This window comes from Flavobacterium sp. (assembly GCF_031422135.1).
Taxonomy (GTDB): domain Bacteria; phylum Bacteroidota; class Bacteroidia; order Flavobacteriales; family Flavobacteriaceae; genus Flavobacterium.
The window spans coordinates 19,711-42,986 of record NZ_JANOQD010000111.1 but is presented as its reverse complement, the minus strand read 5'-3'; the positions used below and the strand labels follow the sequence as shown (position 1 = coordinate 42,986).

Sequence of the window (23,276 nt, the reverse complement as noted above, 5' to 3'; positions counted from 1 at the left end):
TGAAATTTTTAACCTTTGCAAAAAAGAAACCCAAACAAAAATTTATTTTGATGTTTTAGGGAAAAATCTTCGAGAATTTATTGCCATTATGAACCAATGTGATGCAATAATTGGCAACGATGGTGGCGCAATTAATATGGCTAAAGCCTTGAATAAACCTTCTTTCATTATTTTTTCTCCTTGGATTGACAAAAAAGGGTGGGCTACTTTTGAAGATGGGGAAAATCATATTTCGGTACATTTATCCGAATACAAACCTGAATTATTTGATGGAAAATCAGCAAAAGAAGCGTATAAAATGAATTCTAAATTGTATCAAGAATTCAATCCCGAGCTTTTTGAAGATTTATTTTTAGGGTTTTGTAAAAATCATTTGCAATAGTTATTCTCCTTTGTAAGCTACATCAGCGTGCTTTTTTTGAAATTTCATTTGAAATTTCTGAACATAAAGCCACATTTTATCAAAAACAACTTGGTAATCTTCTCGAAATAATTTGGCATATTCTTGGCTCATAATCTCCACCATATAGCGTTTTGGTGTTAATCTGCAAAGGTTTTTCATTCTCAAACCCAAATCCATCGATTGGTGAAACTTCATTCTATTTAAGTCAACCAAATAAAAATCGTAATTTCCATTCCCGTTTTTTTTAATCAACGTATTTCCTTGGGAATGATCTAGAAACTCAATGCCGTTTTCGTGCAATTGAAAAGAAAACTGTGCAAATTCTCTCAAAATTTGTTCGTGATTGGGGAAATCTGGAGTTGTATTGAGGTTTGTAAATGTTAAATCGGCTTCAATATGTTGGCAAACATAATAACTTTGTTGTAATCCCAAGAGATTATATTTTTCAAAATAAGCAATAGGTTCTGGTGTTCCGATATTTTTTTGTAATAAAATGGAAGCATAATCAAACGACCGTTTTGCTTTCGATTGGCGAAAAAAACGATATACAATTTGATTGAAAGCATTGGGTTTTCGAAACGATTTGATGTTGTAAACCATTTCATTGTGTTCAAAAAGTTTAATGCTATTGCGAGCACCTTTTATGAAATCGATTCCAGAAGTATCAAAATTGGCTATGCAATTTTGCAAAAAAGCGCTATTTTGCTTGTGAATTGGACTGATTGTAAACTTCATATATTGTAACACATTTGTACAAATATAATTATTGTATTTTAGACTTTAAATATAATTTGTATTTTTGGAGAAAAATAGTTTCCATTGTATCCAACATCCTCTCTTATTGTATCCACTTATAACAACCCAAAAGCATTAGAATTGGTCTTGATAGCTATTGCCAATCAACATATTTTGCCCAACGAAGTGATTGTTGCTGATGATGGCTCAAAAGACGAAACCAAAAAATTGATTGAAAAATTTCAGGAGAAATTCCCAGTTCCTTTGGTTCACGTTTGGCAAGAAGACAAGGGTTTTCAAAAATCAAAAATTCTAAATAAAGCATTTGCAATAGTTAAAAACAACTACATCATACAAATTGATGGAGATATTATAGTAAATAAGTATTTTGTAAAAGACCACTTGATGTATGCTGAGAAAAATCAGTTTTTATTTGGATCAAGGGTCAATATTAAAGAGTCTTTTTTAACTGAATTGTTTATCAAAAAAGTAACACACTTCAACTTCTTTTCTAAAGGAATAACAAAACGTTTTCGAACCATTCGAATACCATTTTTTACCAAATTTTTGAAAAAAAATCACGTAATTTCTTCAAAATTAAGAGGTTGTAATATGTCTTTTTGGCGAGAAGATATTATCAAAATTAATGGGTATAATGAAGCTTTCGTAGGCTGGGGTGGTGAAGATAGCGAACTGGCAAACCGTTTGCATAATGCTGGAATTGCGGGTAAAAGATTGAAATTTGCTGGAATAATATATCATATATATCATCTTGAAGAAAACAAAAGCAATTTGGAGAAAAATATTGCTATTCAGAGCGAAAGCAGAAACAACAAACTATCCTTTACTACCGATGGAATTGATAAATATTTAAACTAAATTTATGAAAATAACAGTCATAAGTTTAGACAATTGGGGATTCAATCAGAAGTTGGTTGATGTATTAAATGAGCGAGGTTTTGAAGCAAATCATATTAATTTTCATCACTTTAAATTTGAATACAAATCCATTTTGGAGCGTATTAAAAATGTGATTTTAAAAACAGTATTTAATAAAAATTTAAAGAAAATATATCGGGCCAACGAAATCGAAAAAAGATTGCAAACATTTGATAAACAAGATATAATTTTAACGATAAAGGGGGATTTTATAAGTCCCGAAGGAATCCAGAGTTTAAAAAAATATACTAAAAAATCAATTGCTTTTTTTAACGACAATATTTCTCGTTACCCTAGAACCGTTGATGTTTTACCTTTTTTTGACGAAATATATTCGTTTGAAAAACAAGACTGCGAAAAGTTTAATTTAAAATTTGCAACCAATTTTATTTACAATTTAGCTGAAAAATCAGAGCAAAATAATTTTGATTTAGAAGTGTTCAACGTAACTTCCAAAGACAAACGAAGTAAAATAATTATTAAAATTGCCGAAATTTTAAAACAACAGAACATTTCACATAAACTACTTTTGTTTTCTAAAAAAGAAATACAAAATGAAAGTTCCATTGAAATAATCAATAAAACAATTGATTTAGAAACAGTAAATCAATATATAGAAAAATCTAAAGCATTGATAGATATTCACAGAATTGGTCAAAACGGTTTGAGTTTTCGTGTTTTTGAATGTCTAGGTTTGCATAAAAAACTAATTACTACAAATTCTGATATCGCAAATTACGATTTTTATAATCCAAATAATATTCTGGTCATAAATCCAGAAAAAATTGAGATTCCAAACTCGTTTTTTAAAACTAAATATCAAGAAGTTTCAAAAGAAATCTTATATAAATATTCAATAAATGGTTGGATCGACCAAATTTTGTTAAAAAAATAAATTATGAAACTATCGGTAGCATTATGCACCTACAACGGTTCGAAATATATAACCCAACAGTTAGATAGTATAATCCATCAAACTGAAAAAGTACATCAAATTGTTATTTGCGATGACCAATCGACTGATAATACAATGGAAATTTTGAACGGTTATCAATCGAAATTTCCAGAATTATTTTCGGTGCATCAAAACGAAGTCAATCTTCGGAGCAACAAAAATTTTGAGAAAGCCATTTCGCTTTGCGATGGGGATTTTATTTTTCTTTCTGATCAAGATGATTTGTGGAGAAATGATAAAGTGGAAAAAACAATGGCAAAATTCAAAGAAGTTCCTTCAGCCGAAGCCGTTTTTTCGAATGCAGATTTGATTAATGATTTTGGCGAAAATTATACTGAATATTCCCTTTGGGACAATGTAATGTTTCTTGAAAAAGAAATGGAAAAACCGATTGATTTACTGTTGCATATTACCCAAAAAACAAATTACTTGACTGGAGCTACCTTATGTTTTAAAAAACAAGTTAAAAATGTACTTTTGCCATTTCCTAACCTAAACAAATTATTTCACGACGAATGGATTGCTTTGGTTTTAGCATCGAGAAAAACATTGCATTATTCCACGGAGAAGTTAATTTCATATCGAATTCATTCAGGGCAACAAATTGGAGCTATTCGAGCAGAAAAAGTGGAACGATCTACTCAAATTGCTCGTTTTATTCTTGGAATGGAAAAAACCACAAATTTTAAATATTTGTTTAAAATTTACAAAAGCTATTTTAGAAATTATACTAAATTCAAGCAATTAAAAGACAGTAATGGCTTAATAACTGTTGTAAATGTTGAAGAATTAATTAATTTTAATATTATAAAAATAAAGGAAACTGAAAAAGCATTAAAAAAATCTAACTTTGTATTGTATTACATCAATAAAATAACAGATAAAATACGTGGAAAGCGTCAAATAAAATAGTGCTATGACAGTAAGCGTAAGTATGATTACTTATAATCATGAGTTGTATTTGAAACAAGCAATAGCGAGTGTTTTAATGCAAGAAACTGATTTTGAATATGAATTGGTAATTGCCAATGATAATTCGCCTGATAATTCAGATGAAATAATTAGAGAATTTATAAAATCGGATCCAAACGGGCATAAAATAAAGTATTTGCATCGTAAAGAAAATTTGGGAATGATGCCAAATTTCATCGATTTAGTAAAAAATTGTAATGGTAAATACATTGCAATATGTGAAGGAGATGATTATTGGACTGATAAAAAAAAGCTTCAAAAACAAATCGATTTTTTAGAAAAAAATAAAGGTTATGTGATATGTTATCATGAGGTTGATATTGAAAAGAATAACGTTATTATAGCTGATAACCTAACCTATGGTAATCGTAAAACAACAACTATAAAAAATCTAGCTAAGAGAAATTACATTCATACCTGTAGTGTTGTTTACAAGAATAATCTTTTCGATTCGTTTCCTGAATATTTTCACAGCACTCCTATTGGTGATTATTTTTTACATATGTTGAATGCTAGATATGGTAAATTATACTGTATTAAAGAAAAAATGGCTGTTTATAGGGTACATGAAAATTCGTATTGGTCTTCAAAAAAAGAAACAGAACAAAAAGAAATTTGGGCTCGATTTTTAAAGAACATTATGCCTAATTTTGATTATAAAATACAAAATTACTTGCAAGTACAAATTGAAAAAACAACAGGTACTTTCAAGAAAAAAAATATTTTTAAGAAACTAAAACAAGAAATTTATTTTTTTTACAAAGATGTATTAAAACTATAATTTTATAAAAATAGGAAAAACAAAACTTAAAAATAAAAATATGAAAATTATAGAATCTATTTTTAAAAAACTAGGCTATACTAAAACAAAAAGAATCCATAAATTAGCACACACAAGTGATAAAGATTTTCTGTTGACAAATTTTTACAACACACTAAAAAAGTTTGAATTTTCTCCAAATCACATTGTTGATATTGGTGCAAATCATGGAACGTGGACAAGAGAAGCGTTACGACATTTTCCTAAATCAAGTTTTACCCTATTAGAGCCTCAATATTGGCTCAAAGAATCGTTCAATGATATTTTAAAAAAAAATAAAAATGTTACTTTTTTTCCTTATGGAGCTGGGAAAGAAAAAGGCTCGTTTAAATTTACAATTGTAGATAGAGACGATAGTTGCTCATTCAGATATAGCGAAGCTGAAGCAAAAGCATTAGGATATGAACAAATAGAAATTCCAGTTGTAACACTTAATGATTTATTAGCCGAAAATAAATTACCTATTCCTGATATTATTAAAATCGATGCTGAAGGGCTAGATATTGAAGTATTAGAAGGAGCCAACAACTATTTTGGGAAAACCGGAATTTTTATGGTTGAAGCTGGTGTTGTTAACAAACAATTTGATAACAGTTTTTTGAATCTAATAAACTATATGGATAAAAATGGATACAGACTATTCGAAATCACTGATTTAAACCGCCCATTTCAGCCTAGCGTTTTGTGGCTAGTCGAATTAGTGTTTGTTTTGAAAAATGGTTATATTGATTCTAAAATAATAACACAATGATTCCAGTTACCAAAACTTTTCTGCCAAGTTTAGAAGAATACAATTCCTACTTAAAACGTGCTTGGGACAAAGCTTGGCTTACAAACCGTGGAGAACTTACAATAGAATTAGAAGATAAACTCAAAAAGCAACTTCAAGTTCCAGAAATAATTATTACAAACAATGGCACAATACCGTTGCAAATTGCACTTAAACTTTTTGGGAATAACGGTGAAGTTATAACCACTCCATTTTCTTATGTAGCCACTTCGGCAGCGATTGTTTGGGAAAACTGCAAACCAGTTTTTGTAGACATTCATCCTGAATACTTAACTATAGACGAAACAAAAATTGAAGCCGCAATTACACAAAAAACAACAACCATTCTCGCTACTCACGTTTTTGGAAATCCTTGTAATGTGGATGCAATTGAAAAAATAGCTCTAAAACACAACCTCAAAGTCATATATGATGCAGCTCATTGTTTTGGGGTTAATTATAATAATCAGTCCGTATTTAATTATGGTGATATTAGCACATGTAGCTTTCACGCAACCAAGATTTTTCATACTGGAGAAGGTGGTGCTCTATTTTGTAAAGATAAAGAGTTAAATCACAAGCTGTTTTACAGTCATAACTTTGGTCATAATGGTCCTTTAGATTTTCACGGATTGGGAATTAATGCAAAAATTTCAGAGCTACAATCTGCAATGGGATTAGCTGTATTTAATAATTTAGAGGTCATTTTTGAAGAAAGAAAAAAAGTAGTTGATCATTACAATACTGCTTTAAACTCTACTAATTTAAGTAAAATGAAAATCAGGCAAAATACCCAATGGAACTATAGTTATTATCCCGTTATTTTTGATACTGAAGCCACATTGTTAAAAGTACAAGAGGCATTAGCATATGAAAAAATTGTGCCTAGAAGATATTTCTATCCTTCATTAAACACTATACCATACACAAAAGGAGAACCTATGCCTATATCGGAATCCATAGCTTCAAGAATATTATGCTTGCCTTTATACGTGGGATTAACACAAAATGAATTAGAAAAAATAACGTCCATTATAAATAAATTATTATGCTAATAATCGGAGCCGAAGGATTTGAAAAAGAAGTACTTGAAGTATTATTTCAAAATAACACTATCGAAAATGTAGCTTTTTTTGATGATGTTAACCCAGATATTCAAGGAAAGTTATACAACCAATTACCTTTTAAATACTAAAATGAGTCAAGATATAAATCAAGAAATTCATAATGCATTCGAAATCATCAAAGAAGGTGGAATTATCCTCTATCCAACTGATACTGTTTGGGGAATAGGTTGCGACGCAACAAATCCAGAGGCTGTTGCTAAAATTTATGCCTTAAAAAAAAGAGCCGAAACCCAAAGTATGATATGCCTAATGAATGGCGAAAAAATGATGTACAATGTTTTTAAAGACATTCCAGAAGTGGCATGGCAAATTATGGACATATCTGAAAAACCAACTACTCTAATTCTAGACAATCCTAGGAATGTAGCACCAAACTTGATTGCCACAGATAAAACACTAGGAATCAGAATTGTTAAAGAACCTTTTTGCTTCAAACTTTTGGAACGAATGAAGAAACCACTCGTTTCTACATCTGCAAATATCTCTGGAGAGCCAACTCCTATTGCTTTCAAAGATATTAGCCCAGAAATTATAAAAGGTGTAGACTATGTTGTAAATTTGCACCACGAGAAAATAGGCGGAAAACCATCAACTATAATCAAATTAACAAGTGATAGTCAGGTAAAAGTGATTCGTAAATAGTTTTTCACCACAGATTCACAGATTTTATTTAAAAATTATTAAACAGATTTTAATTTATGTCTCAATATTTGTATGAAGATGAAACCTATAGAATAATTGGAATTTTATTTGAAGTTTATAAAAATCTTGGTAAAGGATTTTCTGAAATAGTATATAAAGATGCATTAGAATTCGAATTTAATAGTGCCACTATACCATTTGAAAGAGAAAAAGAATATGTGGTTAATTATAAAGAAACTATTTTAAAACATAAATTTTATGCAGATTTTGTAGTTTTTGGAAAAATTATTCTAGAAATAAAATCTTGTGATTCATTTAGTAACAGTCATTATTTACAATGTTTAAATTATTAAAAGGTTTCAAATAATAAATTAGCAATTTTAGTTAATTTTAATAAGCCTTCCTTAGAACATAAACGAATTATATTTTGAAGAATTACATCTATGTGAAATTCATATGTGAAATTAGATAAAAAACAATAATAAAAAATCTGTGAATCTGTGGCTACAAAAACAAACTACAAATCATCTTTAAATAATAAAATTTTCGAAATTATCTCCAAGGCTTCTCAAGAATTACATCTTGAAAGTTATGTCATTGGTGGTTTTGTACGTGATTTAATTCTAAAAAGAGATTTCAAAAAAGATATCGATATCGTGGCTGTGGGTTCTGGAATTGAACTCGCTTTAAAAGTATCATCACTACTTCCCAAAAAACCAAAAGTGCAAGTTTTTAAAACCTATGGTACTGCTATGCTTCATTTTGAAGGTATTGATATTGAGTTTGTTGGCGCTAGAAAAGAAAGTTATCATTTTGAATCTCGAAATCCAGTCGTGGAGAATGGAACACTTCAAGACGATCAAAACCGTCGTGATTTTACTATCAATGCTTTAGCCATTTCATTGAATGAATCCAATTATGGTGAATTACTAGATCCTTTTGATGGGGTTTTTGATTTAGAAAATAAAAACATCAAAACACCCCTTGATCCTGACATTACATTTTCTGATGATCCTTTAAGAATGCTCCGAGGGATTCGTTTTGCTGCCCAATTGGGTTTTACAATCGAAGACCATTCTTTTAATTCAATTACCAAAAATGCAGAAAGAATCAAAATAATTTCTGGCGAAAGAATTGTTGATGAATTAAACAAAATATTATCTACCGAAAAACCATCCATTGGGTTTTTGTTGCTTTTCAAAACTGGTTTACTCAATATTATTCTTCCTGAATTAACCGCATTGAACAATGTAGAAGAAATAGAAGGTCACACCCATAAAAACAACTTTTACCACACACTCGAAGTCCTCGATAACATTTGTCCAAATACCGACGATGTTTGGCTTCGTTGGTCGGCTTTATTGCACGATATTGGAAAAGCACCAACCAAACGATTTAATAAAAAACAAGGTTGGACTTTTCACGGACACGAATTTCTGGGTGGAAAAATGGTAAAAAAAATATTCGAACGTTTGCACATGCCATTAAACAACAAACTAAAGTTTGTTCAAAAAATGGTAATGATGAGTTCTCGACCTATTGTTTTATCTGAGGACATTGTGACTGACTCCGCAGTACGTCGTTTGGTTTTTGATGCTGGAGAAGATGTTGAGAATTTAATGACGTTGTGTGAAGCGGATATTACCACCAAAAACCCTAATAAATTCAAGAAGTACCATAAAAATTTTGAAATTGTTCGTCAAAAAATCATAGAAGTGGAAGAGCGTGATTCCATCCGAAATTTTCAACCACCCATAACTGGAGAACAAATTATGGAAATTTTCAATTTGAAACCATCTCGAGAAATTGGCGTTTTGAAAGAAGCTGTAAAAGAAGCAATTCTAGAAGGTGAAATTCCAAATGAATATGAAGCAGCGTATGATTTTGTGTTGAAAAGAGCTGAGAAATTGGGATTGAAGAAGATTTAACTTCTACCGTTTGTTGATATTACCTATTTTTATTAATTTTATAAAAACATTTAGTTATGACTGTTTCAGAATTAAAATTAAATTTGATAACCCAAATTATAGCAACTAATGATATTGACTTGTTGTCAAACATTAATACGTTATTGAAAGAGAATAAATATTTTAAATCTAATGAAAATCTATCTTTAGTAAATGAACCACTAATACAATATGAAAGTTTGATTAATGAAACCGTAAGAATCTTTTCTGAAGAAGAACAAAAAAAAATAAATCTAGCATTGGAACAATACAAAAACGGAGAATGCATTTCTGATGAAGAGGCTCAAAAAGAAATCCAAATATGGTTAGAAGATTAATTTGGTCTGTAGAAGCAAGAAATTCGAGAAAAAATATTTTTGAATATTGGAATAATCACAATAAATCAAAAGCATATAGTAATAGATTAAATTTACTTTTCAATCACAATTTAAAAATTGTTGCAAAACTTCCTGAATCTGGAAAGCCTACTTCTCTAGTAGAAATAAAATTTATAATTATAAGTCATTTTGAGATAATTTATAAAATAACTAAAACAGAGATTGTTGTTATCGATATTTGGGACACAAGACAGAACCCTGATAATTTCCCTTTAAAATAAAATGAAAAAATACTTCACACCTGCTGTAAAAACAGCTTTAATTTTAGTGTATTTAGTAATCATTGCAGGAGCATTAGTAAGAATGACGGGCTCAGGAATGGGCTGTCCTGATTGGCCAAAATGTTTTGGATATTATATTCCGCCAACAGAAAAAGCCACATTATTATGGTCACCAAATCGAGATTTTGAAAAAGGTCAAGTCATTATTGTAAACGAAAAATTACTCGTTGCCAAAGCTGATTTTACTACTGGTACTGCTTTCGATCAAAACCAATTTGAAGCCTTTACCAAACACGATTACGCCGAATTTGATGCCACAAAAACTTGGATTGAATACATTAACCGATTGGTTGGTGCTTTAGCGGGGTTAGTTGTTTTTGTAATGGCTATTTTTTCTTTAGGGTTTTGGAAAAACAATAAAAAAATCACTTTACTATCGTGGTTAACTGTCTTTTTGATGGGTTTTCAAGGTTGGTTAGGTGCTAGAGTGGTATATTCAGTTCTAAACCCAGTAAAAATAACGCTTCATATGATGGTAGCATTAATAATAGTTGGTGTATTATTGTATATTATTCGTGAAGTTAACACCAAAAAACACCATTTCAAAACTGATAAAACATTCTATAATGTATTAGTTATAACATTGATTTTAACTTTTATTCAAATCGCTTTAGGCACACAAGTGAGACAATTTGTGGACGAACAAGTCAAAATACTAGGATACAATCAAATGCAGTTAGTACTCCAAAATCCTGCTTTAAACTTCTATGTACATCGTAGTTTTTCCATATTAATTCTTGCTTTGAATGTGTTTTTATTTTTTAGAAATAAAAATTTAACACTGGGTTTTCAAAAAATAAATTGGGTAATTGGTTTTATCATTTTAGAAGTACTATCCGGAATGGCGATGTACTATTTAGATTTTCCTTTTGCTTCACAACCCATTCATTTGGTTATTGCCTCGTTGCTTTTTGGTGTCCAATTTTATTTGGTATTAGAAAATAAGTTTGAAAATTAAAAAAAAATCTTACATTTGCATCCCGACTATATTGTCACATATTTTTTGTTTCACAACTTAAATGTCTAAACTTACTGCTCAAGATAAATTTTTAGATTTATCAGATTACGGAAGACCCTTTGGAAAATTTCTAGCAAATAACTTAAAAAATACTCGCTTTACTCCTATTCACGTCACACTACTTTTTGGTATTTCTGGATTGATAGCCATAGGTTGTATTTTACAAAACCACTACTTTTTTGCCGCTTTTTTTATCCTTTTAAAATCGGGAATTGATGCAGCTGATGGCGAACTAGCTAGACTAAAAAACACGCCTTCTTATACGGGTAGATATCTTGATAGTGTGTTCGATATTATTTTAAATTTTATGTTTTTTATGACGATTTGTTACGTATCAAAAACAACAATTTGGTTTACAATTTTGGCTTTCATTGGCATTCAATTACAAGGAACTTTATACAATTATTACTATGTAATTTTAAGAACTAAATCAATTGGAGGAGATTCGACTAGTAAAATTTTTGAGTACAAATCGCCAAAAGCTTTGCCTGGAGAAACCCAAAAATCAGTTGATATTTTGTTCAAAATTTACATTCTTGTTTATGGCGTTTTTGACAAAATAATTCACTTTCTAGATCGTGATGCTTACAAAGTAAAAACGTTTCCAAACTGGTTTATGTCGTTGCTTTCCGTTTATGGATTAGGTTTTCAATTGCTGATAATTGCCGTTATGTTACCTCTAAATTTGATTGAATATATTGTTCCGTTTTTTATCATTTATACGGTATTCATTTTTGTATTAATTGGTATCCGAAAAGTGCTTTTTAAAGCATAAAAGCATCATTGATAAAATCTATAGTAAATATTTAAAATATTATTTATCAATATTTTAAATTATTTTATATAACTAATTAATTTATGTAAAATAATTAACCAATCCAAGTTTTAAATTCCTGTACTTTTTCACGAGAAACCACTACTTCATCATCTTTGTAAGTAGGCAAAATGACTTTTAATCGAGAATTAGAATACATCAAAATCTCTTTTATGGAACTCAAAGGAACAATAAATTTTCGGCTTATGCGAAAGAAATTTTTAGCATCTAATTCGTTTTCTAAAACTTCTAAAGTGGAATCTATCAAATAGTTTCGGTTGTCAAAAGTGTGAATATATGTGCCTTTATTTTCACTGAAAAAACATTCAATTTCACCAATCAAAATCACTTTTAACTGTTGTCCTATTTTCACCGTAAATCGTGTTTTGAAATTTTTTTCAAAAGGATTTTGCAACATTTTTTTGATTTGCTCAAAATCCAATTGAAGGTTAGGCTCCCGTTTTGGAAAATTAGTTTTGAATTTTGAAATTGCAATTTCCAATTCGTCTTCGTCGATGGGTTTTAATAAGTAATCTATCGAGTTTAATTTGAATGCTCGAAGTGCATATTCGTCGAAAGCTGTGGTGAAAATTACAGCCGATTTTATAGTTATTTTTTCAAAAATTTCAAACGATAAACCATCGGATAATTGAATGTCTAGAAAGATTAAATCAGGGTGTTGATTTGTAGAAAACCATTCGATAGATTCTTCCACAGAATGCAACATCACATCAACCTTCAAATTTAATTTTTCGAGTTTGCGATGCAGTAATCTTGCTGCTGGTTTTTCGTCTTCTATTATTATTGTAGTCATTTTTTAGTTTTCAGTGGTCAGTAGTAAGTATTCAGTACACAGCATACAGTAATCTATGTTATGAATACTGACTACTGATTACTAATTTATTCCCATTTATTATTTTTTTCTTTTTCCATCAATTGCTTGATTTTTTTTTCTTCCCAATTGCTTCCTAAAAACCATGTTGGAGCAAAAGTAGATAACGCATGGGCTGCCAATCCTATTCCCCAGAAGAAAGCGGTAAAGAAATTTTCTTTTTGAAAGTAGCTTTCACCTGATTTTAAATCTTGAATATTTAAAATTACAATCATTATATTAACAACCACATATACAACTAAATGAGTATAAAACCCTTTAATTTTTTTAACTCTTTTCAAAGCTTCTTGATACTTTATTTCTTCTTGTGCTTTATTATCCATTTTTATTTGTAATTTACATTTTCTTTATTTTTTTCTTCTTCAATATACTGTTGCAATTTTTTTTCCTCCCAATCTTTACCTAAAAACGGAATATAGTTAAAAGCACTCATTGCGTGGCCAGCAACACCAAATCCCCAACCTAACATTGGATAGAAAAACCATAAATGGTCTGGAGTATATTTTAAATTTACAAACACCACCACACACATTACAACTATATAAGAGGTTAAATGACTGTAAAACCCTTTTATATCTTGTACTTTTTTGTATGCTTTTTGATAATTTTCGTATTCCTTATTATTTGTTTCCATTACAATTGAATTTTAATATGTTATTCCCAAGTTGTTTTTTCTTGGTTTTCTGAATCCATTATTTTCTGAATCTTTTTTTGTTCCCAATGAGAACCAAAAACATTTTCGTTTATTAAGAAAGAAATTGTGAATCCTGCAAAAATTAATGTCCAAACTACTACAAATTTAGTATTTATGTGTTCTAATAGCGGGAAATTAAATTCAATTTTAAAGTAATGTTTGGCAACATAAATAGCCAAAACTACTAAGTAAATTAGGAAATGAATATAGTATTCTTTACGATTCTTTACTTTCCTTCTTAAAATTTCTTCCAATGCTTTTTGATATTGTTTGGTTTTTTCCATCAGTTCCATTTTTTAGTTTTATCCTTATTCAAAAACTCTTGTATTTTTCTCTCTTCCCAATTTTTTCCATACCCAAAAGTTTCAATGGCGTGAAATGAAACGCCCATTCCCCAACCCAACATTGGGAACCAAAACCACTGAAAATCAGAGCTGGTATTTAAGTTTATAATTATCAAAATTGGAATTACTGTACAATATGAAATCAAATTACCGTAAAATCCTTTGATTTTTTCTACTCTTTCTTTGGCTCTTACATAAGCCATATTATCGTTTACAATATTTTTAGTTTCCATAATTACTACTTGTTTGGTTAATATTGGAATTTTTACTTTAAAAAAAGTTTCACTTTGGTCTACTAAAACTTTTCGTTCTGAAATAAGTGCATAACGATTGACAATATTTTGTAAACCGACACCAACTCTGTCTTGCAAAACTTCTTTCTTTTGAAGATTATTTTCTATTATCAAATAATTATTTTCGATGTAAATTTTGATATGCAATGGTTTTTGTTCCGAAACCACATTGTGCTTAATCGTATTTTCCAATAACAGTTGTAACGAAAGTGGTACAACTTTAGCTTCCAAATTATCAAAGCCTTCAGGCAAATCATACGAAATACTGTTTTCAAATCGCATCTTTAGCAAATTCATATACGTTTTTGCAAAAGCTAGTTCCTCTTCAACGGTTACCAATTCTTTGTCTTTTTGTTCTAAAACATAGCGATATATTTTAGATAATGAAGTGGTGAATCGTTGGGCGTTTTCTGGATTTTCTTCTATCAAAGAACTCAAAACATTCAAACTATTAAACAGAAAATGAGGATCTATCTGGTTTTTCAAACTCTCGAACTTGGCAGAAGCTGTTCCTGCAATAACTTTTTGTTGAATTAATTTGTTTTCTTGATACCATTTATATAGATAAATAAAATGGATAATTAACAAAACTATAAAAGTTAATACTGTTGATAATATATAATCAGATGGGTTTTCATCTTTCAAAAATAAATCCCAAGGTTTATTTTCAATTATTACAATTATAAATATGCGCAATAAAAAAATTACAAATGTGGATAATATAAAAGACGATACAAAACCTACAATAATTCTTTTCTTAGAAAATCTTTCCTCTTTAAAAATGGTATCTAATTTTACAAATAAAAACATATTAGCCATATGTAAAGTAAAACTATACAAAATAGTGTACAAAAACATTGTTTTTAAATGATTATCAAAAGCAATTACTTGACCATTAAAAAAATTAATTAAAGTTAGTACACAAAAAATGGACAATCCAATAAATATGGCTCTTGGCAATTCTTTTAAAAATCGTTTGGTTTTCATTTTTTTAGATTATTTTTAAAAAAGAGTCCTAAATTGTAATACTTTAACTGTTTTTTCTTACTATTCAACTATATTCTCTTATTTACAATTTTTCAACGCTTCATTCGCTCTATCCAATCCCCATTTTGGTGAAAAAGTATTTTCAGGTTTAAAAGTAGCAAAAAGTCCGATAGAACGTTCCACATCTTTACATAATTGTTTTACATCAGCTCCTGTCCATTGTGCACCACCAATACCAAATTCTGCTTTACAAAATACAACTCTTGGATTTTCTGGTGCAATCGCTTCGGCTTTGGCGTAAAGTTCAGTTACTTTTCCAGAAAGTGTCATTCCGTAGGTCATTGGATCAAAAGCCATCCAACCTGTGTGAATCATCGCTTGCATTACAAGAAGTTCAGGATTATTAGGGTTTTTTGCCATTTCCATATCTAAAATCGATTGTGCTTTGGTCAAATAAAGATTGATTTTTTCTCCATCACGTGTTTGAAATGCTGATGTTGAATTTACCAAAGCTACATAATAGTTAGGCAACCAATTATTTTTTTCTGCCGATGCGATTCGTTCAAACATATCTGATGCTTCTTGGCTTTTTCCTTCTTTCCAGAGTCCAAAGGCTTTTCCCATTCCTTGTTCAAATTGCCCTTGAGCTGTTACTAATGTTGTAATGAATAATGCTACTCCGATGATAAATTTTGTCATAATTTCTAGTTTTTAAATTTGTTACTAATTTTTTAATGTGTTGTTTTTAATTCTGATGTAAATTTAAGTTGACTGTTCTTGATTTAAAATTGATTGTGACTGAACTGTTGTTTTTTGATGATGAAATGTAAATTCTATAAATTCTGCAACTGATTGTCTTTTTTATCATTACTTATTGTCCAAAAGAAACCTACAAAGAAAAATCGATCAGCTGTAGGAACAATTTCTCTTCTATTATAAATTCCATTCGTATCAGGATTGTTTGCATATTCGTATCCAAACACATTTTGAGTTCCTAACACATTGGAAACCGAGAAATAAAGAATTTTTTGCGATGTCAATAAATAAGCCCAATTGAAGCTTAAATTATTGAAAGCTTTTGTTTTTCCGTTCATAAATTGGGTTTCGTTCGGATTGTTGTATGGTCGTCCTGTGGCAAAACTGTTAGTAAAACCTATTTGCGATTTCCAGTCGTTAATCCAGTATTTAGTAACCAATGAAAGGGTATGATCTGCCACAAAGCTTGGAGTTACTTTGGTTGGAAAGTTTCTATAATCTCTTTTGGTATCTATGTATGAATAGGAGATCCAATATTCTAAATTTTTAACATTCTTACCATCTCTCCAAAATAAATCCAATCCTTTGGCATAACCAGAACCTGAATTGTCAAAAACCGAATTGAATTGGGAATTTTGCGTATCAAATTTTACCAAATCGTTATATTGTTTTAAATAGGTTTCCGCCCTAAAAGTTTGTTTGTCCTTATTAAACTGGTAATTCAAGATATAATGAGAGGCATTTTCACTATTCAAATTGCTTGTATATTTCAAAAAATCTTGTTTTGGAGCTTGATTAAAATCGCCATAAGCAATAGACAATTGGTTATTATTTGCTAATTTATATCCCATAGAAATTCTTGGAGAAATTGTAGTTTCTTTCAATAAATCGTTATTAGACATTCTAAAGCCAGCTTTTAGAGCCAAGTTTTTAGAAAAGAAAATATCAGCTTCTGTATAAACAGCACCTACGTTCGACTGATAGTCGTTAGAAGATTTATTTCCGATGCTTTCTGTAAAATTTTCATCAAATTTTGTTGTAAAATAATCGCCTCCAAAAGACAATTTTACTCTATCGGAAATTGATTTTTTAAATTTAAGTTTCAAATGCGAAGCACTTTCATTATTAGTCAGTTTGTCTAAATCAATATCAATTTTATTTTGGCTATACCCAAAACTCAATCCTGCAAAAACCTCCCAGTTATTTCCAAATTTCCCTTTGTAAGAGGTGTTTGCATATAAGTTATTGTTGTTTAAATTGATTCTTGTTTTAGCAATTTGATTGATATTTTCCTGATTTAAATCAAAACGAGAAGCATCAAAAGCAACGTAAGCTTTCAACATACCTGAATTGAATTTATAGCGATAAACCGTTTCTCCTGATAACGATTGAAACGCTTTGTTCCAATCCACCGCTTGTGGAACTGCCACTTGATACGGAGCCAAATCGATATAAGCAGCATTGACACTTAACGAACTTTTATTCCATTTTTGCGTATTCCCTATACCCAAACCCACTGTCATTAGGGAAATTTCGGTCTTGTTTTGATCGGGTTCATTTTGGGTATTCAATAACAAAACACTAGATAAAGCATCACCATATTCTGCAGAATATCCACCAGTTGAAAACGAAATTCCACTAAAAAGGAATGGCGAAAATCGTCCTCTAGTTGGTAAATTTTGTGTTGTGGCACCATAAGGTTGTGCTACACGAATACCATCGACAAAAGTTTGGGTTTCGTCAGCTTCGCCACCACGCACAAAAAGGCGTCCACTTTCGCCAACCGTTTGAGTACCTGGCAAAGTTTGTAACGCCCCTACAATATCGCCTGCAGATCCAGCAGTGGTTACAATATCCAATGGTTTTAATACCGAAACACGAGCTTTATCTCCAGATTCATAGGTTCCTGCAGTAATGGTCACAGCATCAAGAGTATTAACGCTTTCTCTAAGAATAATAGTTTGACCTTGGTAACTTTCAACAGAAATTGTGATATTTAAGGTTTCGAAGGTGAGCGAACTTATTACCAATATTTGATTTCCCGTGGCAGAAGTAGTGAAACTAAAATCGCCAGTTTCGGAAGCAGTTGCTCCATCATAAGTCCCATCCAAAAAAACATTGGCTCCAGGAATTGGCAGATTTTTTTTATCAATAACTTTTCCTGAAATGGTTGTTTGTGAGAATCCCGAAAGAGTTAAAATTAAAACTGCGAATGTAAATAGTAATTTCATAATTTTGTTTTTGATGCAGCAAAGTTGTATCAAGAACAAAAAAAATAAAATTTATGTTTACTCAATTGTAGATTTTTGAGGATGAACTGTTTTTTGTCACTATCCGAAGCTAAATCTATAAGGGTATTTTTGTAATTACTTTGCCTGTTTTACCTTTTTAGGAGTTGCAGTTTGCTTTTCTTCCCTTTTATTTTTATCCGTTTTTTTAGTTTTATCTGTTTTAGACACTTCCTTATCTTTTACTTTACCTTCAACTACTTTTTTAGATTTATTATCTTTCTTATCTTTTGAAGATTCTTCTTCTTTCTTAGACTTAGACTCTTTTTTAGATTTTTCAGATTCCTTTATTTTTTCTTCTTTAGCCTTTTCAGCAGCAACCTCTTTCGCTTTTGCCTCTTTTTTAGACAAATCGGCTTCTTCGGCTATTTTTTTATCTTTCGCATTTTTTGCATCAAATTTAGCTTTTTCGACTTCGGCTTTTAATCTTTCCGTTTCTGCTTTAACTTTTTCAACTTCAGCTTTAGCTTTTTCTGCTTCAGCTTTGGCTTTTTCAGCTTCAGCTTTGGCTTTCTCTGCTTCAGCTTTCACTTTACTATCTGCTCGTTGAGCATCCTTTTCAGCCTTTATCGTTGCCTTTTCTTCCTTTATTTTTGCTTCTCGTTTCGCCTCTTTTTCTTTATTCTTAGCAACATTTGCGGCTTTAAGCATGGCTTTTTCTTCAGCTTTCTTTGTTTTTATGCTGTTTTTTGCTTCTTCTGAAAGTGCTTTTTGTCTGTCTTTTTCCTCTTTTTCTTTTACTATTTCAGCTTCCGATTTTACTTCTTTGTTTGAGTTTCGTTTAGACTTAACAGCTTCTTCCTTTACAACTATTGTTTCAGTAGTTTTTTCAACAATAATTTCTGGAGAAGCTTCCGTTTTTGCTTGCACCTTCTCCTCTGAAACAACTTCTGCCTCTACATTGACTTTTTGCTCAGGATTTGCTTCAACTTTTTCTTGAGATTTTACTTCAGCTGTTTCTTCTACCTTTTCTTTTACTTCTTTTTTTGGTTTTGTTGCTTTTTTTGATTCTTGAGCAAAATTGCTGTTTGAAAAAACAAAAAATAAACATAATAATAGTATTCGTTTCATAGTTTTAAATATTTAATGATTAAAAATACTATTTTTTTTTTAACTAATGATATTTTTTTAAAATTTCAATAGCCACTTCAAGAAGCTTCTTTTTTGTCATCGTAAAACACAAATAGATAAAAAAACCTTGAAATTTAGCACCATATTAGCTCCAAAAAAATCTTATCAACAAATCACAATTCTAAATTCGTATTTCATAATTTATATTTTACCTTTGAGGCTTTACAAATAATTACGATTATGGTTTATAAATTCAGGGTAATTCTTGACAACGAGGAAGATATTTTTAGAGATATTGCAATACTTTCGAACGACACTCTCGAAGATTTGCACAATGCTATCGTGCAATCTTTTGATTTTGATGGTCTTGAAGTAGCCTCGTTTTACACTTGTGACGATACGTGGAATCAGGAAGACGAAATCCCTATGTTTGATGTTGGAGATATTCCTGGTGAACAACGTGTGATGAGTGATTATGTGCTTTCTGATATATTGGATACTGAAAATACGAAGATTATTTATGTCTATGATTTTATTAATATGTGGACATTCTTAGTTGAACTAGCTGCTGTAGAAGATGTTGTGGCTGGTGCGATTTATCCCGAAACTTTGTTCACACACGGTATTATGCCTGAAGAATCTGGCGAAAAAAACTTTATGGCGGACGAAGACCAAGAAAGCTACAATGAGTTTGAAGACGATCTTGATGAAGACGATTTAGATATGTTTGGCGGTGAAGAAGGCTATGAGGATTATGGTTTTGAAGAGAATTGGAATTAATTCTTTTTCAGGTTCAAAGGTGAGCGAAACAAAGGTTCAAAGTTTTAAAAAATTATAAATGGCTACATTTATAGATTTACTTATTTGGCAAAAATCAATGACTTTAGTAACTGAAGTGTACCAATTAACAAATTTATTCCCTAAAGAAGAAATTTACGGATTAACATTACAAACAAGAAGAAGTGCAATTTCAATCCCAGCAACATTTCCGATGGTTATGGAAGAGACGGAAATAAAGATTATTTAAAATTCCTAAACAATAGGAATCAGTTCACTTTTCGAAATGCAAACACAATTAGAAATTGCATACAATTTAAAATATATTAACGAAATACAATTTAATAAAGTAAACGAAGAAAGTAAAGAAATTGAAAGAATGTTAAGTTCTTTCATCAGAAAAATAAAGGAAATAATTTAATTACTTTTTCTCTGAACCTTTGCGTCTTTGAACCTTAGCAACTTTAAAAAACAATGATCAACCTATTCAACACTCACATTGAGAGTTTATCAATTCATCGAGTTGGAAACAAAAGCCGAAATGAAGAATTATTCTTATCCGAACAAACTTTTTCGTTAAACGATGAGATTGTACCACTTATCAAAGAATTTTTCTTAAAACCATTTCGCGACAAGGAAGAAAACTATTTTCAATTTGCACATGATGTGGATTTAGAATACAACGATATGTTCAAATTTGCTTCTGAAATTTTTGACAATCCGAGCAAGACACACGATATCTCAAAAAATATTACAAAACATTTGTTTGAACAATCCAATCATCCACATATCAAAAATGGAGAGGTTTATGTGACACATTTAACCAATATTTCTATCGATAATAATGTTGTGGATGCCATTGGAATATTTAAAAGTGAGCTGAAAGCCGATTTCCTTCAGTTTGAAGAAAACGGAACAACCCTTGAAATGATATTGCAACAAGGTATCAATTTGAACAAACTAGACAAAGGATGTTTGATTTTTAATTACAAAAAAGAAGAAGGATATAAGATTCTAACAGTAGATAGTAATCGTTACGATGCGAGATACTGGTTAGAGCATTTCCTTTCAGTAGATGCGTTTCAAGATGAAAATTTTAAAACTAAAAAATACTTGAAATTCTGTCAAGATTTTGCTAAAGAAGTTGTGCTTCCAGCCGAAGACAAAAAGGAAGAAGTAATGTTTATGAATCGCTCTGTCAATTATTTTGCTAAAAATGATGAATTTGAAGAAAGCAATTTCTTGAATGAAGTTTTAGACAATCCAGATTTGATTTCAGAATTCAAAAGTTATAAAGTAGACAAAGGCGAAAAATACAGTATTGAAGATTTAACCAGCTTTCCTATTGCAAATGCTGCTGTTTCAGATGCTAGACGAAGCATCAAAAATGTAATTAATCTAGACACTCACATTCAAATAAAACTCGATTTTATAAACCCTGAAAGTGCCGAAAAATATGTAGAAAAAGGCTGGGACGAAGAAAAACAGATGTACTATTATTTGGTTTATTTCAATAAAGAAGAAAAATCATAATTCTTTATCTTATAAATATACTTAAATCCTCCATTGTAAACTAATGGAGGATTTTTTCATTATATGTACTAAAAATACTAAATTTGTTAGTTCCAAAAAATCTCAAATGAAACTACAACTATCATTATTGCTATTTTTAATTTGTAATTGTATTTTTTCACAAGAAGAAGTGCCTTTTAAAATAAGATATCAAGACTACATTAAAGGAGATTTGACTTTCATAGCGAATACTATTGTAAATCGAAATGAGAAAGGCAATACCAACGAATCCTATAACAAACTAGACGAGAAGTCAAAACTAAATGATGAGTTTAAAATGTCATATATCGATATTGATGATGACAAATCAACTTTTTCGTCAAGTAGTGCTACCTACAAATCACAAAATAATAAAAGAGAAGTTCTTTTTGCAGGTTTATATTGGTCGGCCACCTACAAATATCCAATAGGAAACAAAGAAAAAGAGGTTTTTACTGGAAGCGGTCAAAGAGAATCAAATTTTAATGAAATTAAAATTAAAACACCAGGTTCACAAAGCTATACTACAATAAAAGGCGATGTGATTTTTGATGGTTTTGGTAAAAAAAATTATACTGCTAACGCACCCTATACTTGCTTTTCAGACATTACAAAACTAGTCCAATCTAATCCAAATGGCGAATATATTGTGGCTAATATAAGAGCTACGGAAGGCTCTATCGAAGGTGGTGTCTCAGGTGGATGGGTATTGTATTTTGTATATCAAGACGAAACTATTCCTGCAAAATACATTTCCCTATACGATGGATTTGCTTATGTTTACAATAAACCTATTGAAATTAATTTTTTAAATTTCCAAACCCCAAAATCGGGAGATATAAGTGGCAAAATTGTTATGGCTGCTCTTGAAGGAGATACAAAAATTGATGGTGACAACATTAGAATAAAAAATGAATTAAAACAACGATATTTTAATCTTTCATCAAAAAATCGTTTGGAACAAAACTTCTTCAATAGCCAAATTACGATAGAAAACGAGCCTTTTCTTGATAGAAATCCTGCTTCATTAAATACTCTTGGATTTGATGCGTTATTACTATCGTTAAATAATACTAAAAACACAATAATACCGACTCAGGCCATACAAACTAGTTTAAAAATTGCTTCTGTAGGAGATAAATTTTATTTGTTTTCAGCTGGTTTTGTGATTGATGTCGAAGAAGAATTTTATAAAAAGAACAAAAAAGAAAAATTTATTGAAGACATTAAAAGTAAATTAGTTGTTACTGAAAACAAAAAAAATAGGGACGAAAAAAAGGCGCTCTTTATGGAGGAAATGAAAAAAGAGGCTGCGATTGAAAGCTCAAAACCTATTGTGATTGAAGAACAAAAATCAACGAAAAACACTATAAAAGGGATTAAAACAACTGTAAAAACAATTTATACCGCAAGTATTGATTCTTGGGAAGAAAAAAATGAAAATCAAGAGATAAATACTTTTTTAGAAGTTAAAGAAAAAAAGGAAAACACTTCAAGAAAACCAATAGACATTATAGAAATAACTATAAAATCTGATGTTAGTTCTGGATATTATCTTGTAGCCAATGTATTTTCGATTTCAAATAACAACCTGCTTTATAGAAATTTTTTAAAAAAAAGAAATATGATTTCTAATTATTTTATAAATCCTGAAAATAATTATTTTTATGTTTATCTCAAATATTCTGATAGCTTGGAAGAAATTACATCAAGCTATAATTCAAATTTAAACAATACTTTTTTTGATGATTACTGGATTCTTAATGTAAATAATTGAAAGTACTGTAACAAAACAACTTTTAAC

General features: G+C 30.1%; 27 protein-coding genes and 1 pseudogene. 19 read left to right on the top strand and 9 right to left on the bottom strand.

The features are described from left to right. A partial coding sequence (locus RMO70_RS14240) for a glycosyltransferase family 9 protein (RefSeq protein WP_310557106.1) occupies positions 1–382 on the top strand: 382 nt, incomplete at its 5' end. On the opposite strand, the gene RMO70_RS14235 is transcribed toward RMO70_RS14240, so the two are convergent. After that, the gene (locus RMO70_RS14235; protein WP_310557105.1) at positions 383–1,138 is read right to left on the bottom strand and encodes a lipopolysaccharide kinase InaA family protein; all 756 of its coding nucleotides are present in this window, start codon (positions 1,136–1,138) and stop codon (positions 383–385) included. It abuts the gene before it with no gap. Positions 1,139–1,222: 84 nt separating this feature from the next. Here RMO70_RS14235 and RMO70_RS14230 point away from each other — a divergent pair, with 84 nt between their 5' ends. The 14 genes from RMO70_RS14230 to RMO70_RS14165 all read left to right on the top strand — a co-directional run bounded on the left by RMO70_RS14230 (position 1,223) and on the right by RMO70_RS14165 (position 11,780). Next, positions 1,223–2,017: a glycosyltransferase family 2 protein gene (locus RMO70_RS14230; protein ID WP_310557104.1), complete on the top strand. Its 795-nt coding sequence runs from the start codon at positions 1,223–1,225 to the stop codon at positions 2,015–2,017. A gap of 4 nt (positions 2,018–2,021) precedes the next feature. Beyond that, positions 2,022–2,972: a hypothetical protein gene (locus RMO70_RS14225; RefSeq protein ID WP_310557103.1), complete on the top strand. Its 951-nt coding sequence runs from the start codon at positions 2,022–2,024 to the stop codon at positions 2,970–2,972. A 3-nt stretch (positions 2,973–2,975) separates the two neighbouring features. Next, positions 2,976–3,944: a glycosyltransferase gene (locus RMO70_RS14220; protein WP_310557102.1), complete on the top strand. Its 969-nt coding sequence runs from the start codon at positions 2,976–2,978 to the stop codon at positions 3,942–3,944. A 4-nt stretch (positions 3,945–3,948) separates the two neighbouring features. Further along, positions 3,949–4,785 carry a glycosyltransferase gene (locus tag RMO70_RS14215; protein WP_310557101.1) on the top strand — a complete coding sequence of 279 codons (837 nt, stop codon included), beginning with the start codon at positions 3,949–3,951 and terminating at the stop codon, positions 4,783–4,785. A gap of 4 nt (positions 4,786–4,789) precedes the next feature. Next, positions 4,790–5,575, top strand: a complete 786-nt coding sequence (locus RMO70_RS14210; RefSeq protein WP_310557107.1) for an FkbM family methyltransferase — start codon at positions 4,790–4,792, stop codon at positions 5,573–5,575. Then, entirely contained in the window at positions 5,572–6,648 is a 1,077-nt protein-coding gene (locus RMO70_RS14205) for a DegT/DnrJ/EryC1/StrS family aminotransferase (protein WP_310557100.1), read from the top strand. The genes RMO70_RS14210 and RMO70_RS14205 overlap by 4 nt, the downstream gene beginning before the upstream one ends. Further along, positions 6,642–6,788 (top strand): hypothetical protein, encoded by a 147-nt coding sequence (locus RMO70_RS14200; protein WP_310557099.1) that lies wholly within the window; start codon positions 6,642–6,644, stop codon positions 6,786–6,788. Before RMO70_RS14205 ends, RMO70_RS14200 begins: the two co-directional genes overlap by 7 nt. Position 6,789: 1 nt before the next feature. Beyond that, positions 6,790–7,362, top strand: coding sequence for an L-threonylcarbamoyladenylate synthase (locus tag RMO70_RS14195; RefSeq protein WP_310557098.1), 573 nt, complete (start codon positions 6,790–6,792; stop codon positions 7,360–7,362). A 56-nt stretch (positions 7,363–7,418) separates the two neighbouring features. Then, positions 7,419–7,715, top strand: coding sequence for a GxxExxY protein (locus RMO70_RS14190; protein WP_310557097.1), 297 nt, complete (start codon positions 7,419–7,421; stop codon positions 7,713–7,715). 147 nt (positions 7,716–7,862) lie between these two features. Then, positions 7,863–9,290 (top strand): HD domain-containing protein, encoded by a 1,428-nt coding sequence (locus RMO70_RS14185; protein ID WP_310557096.1) that lies wholly within the window; start codon positions 7,863–7,865, stop codon positions 9,288–9,290. A 56-nt stretch (positions 9,291–9,346) separates the two neighbouring features. Further along, positions 9,347–9,646 (top strand): hypothetical protein, encoded by a 300-nt coding sequence (locus RMO70_RS14180; protein ID WP_310557095.1) that lies wholly within the window; start codon positions 9,347–9,349, stop codon positions 9,644–9,646. Further along, complete coding sequence (locus RMO70_RS14175) at positions 9,631–9,927, top strand: type II toxin-antitoxin system RelE/ParE family toxin (RefSeq protein ID WP_310557094.1); 297 nt, start codon at positions 9,631–9,633, stop codon at positions 9,925–9,927. Before RMO70_RS14180 ends, RMO70_RS14175 begins: the two co-directional genes overlap by 16 nt. A 1-nt stretch (position 9,928) precedes the next feature. Beyond that, positions 9,929–10,945 carry a COX15/CtaA family protein gene (locus RMO70_RS14170; RefSeq protein WP_310557093.1) on the top strand — a complete coding sequence of 339 codons (1,017 nt, stop codon included), beginning with the start codon at positions 9,929–9,931 and terminating at the stop codon, positions 10,943–10,945. A gap of 61 nt (positions 10,946–11,006) precedes the next feature. Next, positions 11,007–11,780 carry a CDP-alcohol phosphatidyltransferase family protein gene (locus RMO70_RS14165; RefSeq protein ID WP_310557092.1) on the top strand — a complete coding sequence of 258 codons (774 nt, stop codon included), beginning with the start codon at positions 11,007–11,009 and terminating at the stop codon, positions 11,778–11,780. Positions 11,781–11,874: 94 nt separating this feature from the next. On the opposite strand, the gene RMO70_RS14160 is transcribed toward RMO70_RS14165, so the two are convergent. The 8 genes from RMO70_RS14160 to RMO70_RS14125 all read right to left on the bottom strand — a co-directional run bounded on the left by RMO70_RS14160 (position 11,875) and on the right by RMO70_RS14125 (position 19,144). Further along, positions 11,875–12,633, bottom strand: a complete 759-nt coding sequence (locus RMO70_RS14160) for a LytTR family DNA-binding domain-containing protein (RefSeq protein ID WP_310557091.1) — start codon at positions 12,631–12,633, stop codon at positions 11,875–11,877. A gap of 86 nt (positions 12,634–12,719) precedes the next feature. Beyond that, positions 12,720–13,034: a 2TM domain-containing protein gene (locus RMO70_RS14155; protein WP_310557090.1), complete on the bottom strand. Its 315-nt coding sequence runs from the start codon at positions 13,032–13,034 to the stop codon at positions 12,720–12,722. Positions 13,035–13,036: 2 nt separating this feature from the next. After that, complete coding sequence (locus RMO70_RS14150) at positions 13,037–13,345, bottom strand: 2TM domain-containing protein (protein ID WP_310557089.1); 309 nt, start codon at positions 13,343–13,345, stop codon at positions 13,037–13,039. Between the two features lie 20 nt (positions 13,346–13,365). After that, complete coding sequence (locus RMO70_RS14145; protein WP_310557088.1) at positions 13,366–13,689, bottom strand: 2TM domain-containing protein; 324 nt, start codon at positions 13,687–13,689, stop codon at positions 13,366–13,368. Beyond that, positions 13,689–15,029, bottom strand: a complete 1,341-nt coding sequence (locus tag RMO70_RS14140) for a 2TM domain-containing protein (RefSeq protein WP_310557087.1) — start codon at positions 15,027–15,029, stop codon at positions 13,689–13,691. The genes RMO70_RS14145 and RMO70_RS14140 overlap by 1 nt, the downstream gene beginning before the upstream one ends. Before the next feature lie 78 nt (positions 15,030–15,107). Beyond that, positions 15,108–15,728, bottom strand: coding sequence for a hypothetical protein (locus RMO70_RS14135; RefSeq protein ID WP_310557086.1), 621 nt, complete (start codon positions 15,726–15,728; stop codon positions 15,108–15,110). A gap of 134 nt (positions 15,729–15,862) precedes the next feature. Further along, positions 15,863–18,016: a TonB-dependent receptor gene (locus tag RMO70_RS14130; RefSeq protein ID WP_310557085.1), complete on the bottom strand. Its 2,154-nt coding sequence runs from the start codon at positions 18,014–18,016 to the stop codon at positions 15,863–15,865. A gap of 135 nt (positions 18,017–18,151) precedes the next feature. Further along, positions 18,152–19,144 carry a hypothetical protein gene (locus RMO70_RS14125; RefSeq protein ID WP_310557084.1) on the bottom strand — a complete coding sequence of 331 codons (993 nt, stop codon included), beginning with the start codon at positions 19,142–19,144 and terminating at the stop codon, positions 18,152–18,154. A gap of 240 nt (positions 19,145–19,384) precedes the next feature. Between RMO70_RS14125 and RMO70_RS14120 the strand changes: the two genes are divergently transcribed. The 4 genes and pseudogenes from RMO70_RS14120 to RMO70_RS14105 all read left to right on the top strand — a co-directional run bounded on the left by RMO70_RS14120 (position 19,385) and on the right by RMO70_RS14105 (position 23,249). Further along, positions 19,385–19,924, top strand: a complete 540-nt coding sequence (locus RMO70_RS14120) for an IS1096 element passenger TnpR family protein (protein ID WP_310557083.1) — start codon at positions 19,385–19,387, stop codon at positions 19,922–19,924. 58 nt (positions 19,925–19,982) lie between these two features. After that, positions 19,983–20,342 (top strand): annotated as a pseudogene (locus RMO70_RS14115) (four helix bundle protein). A 53-nt stretch (positions 20,343–20,395) separates the two neighbouring features. Then, positions 20,396–21,454, top strand: a complete 1,059-nt coding sequence (locus RMO70_RS14110) for a nucleoid-associated protein (protein ID WP_310557082.1) — start codon at positions 20,396–20,398, stop codon at positions 21,452–21,454. Between the two features lie 106 nt (positions 21,455–21,560). Continuing rightward, the gene (locus RMO70_RS14105) at positions 21,561–23,249 is read left to right on the top strand and encodes a hypothetical protein (protein ID WP_310557081.1); all 1,689 of its coding nucleotides are present in this window, start codon (positions 21,561–21,563) and stop codon (positions 23,247–23,249) included. Positions 23,250–23,276 lie beyond the last annotated feature (27 nt).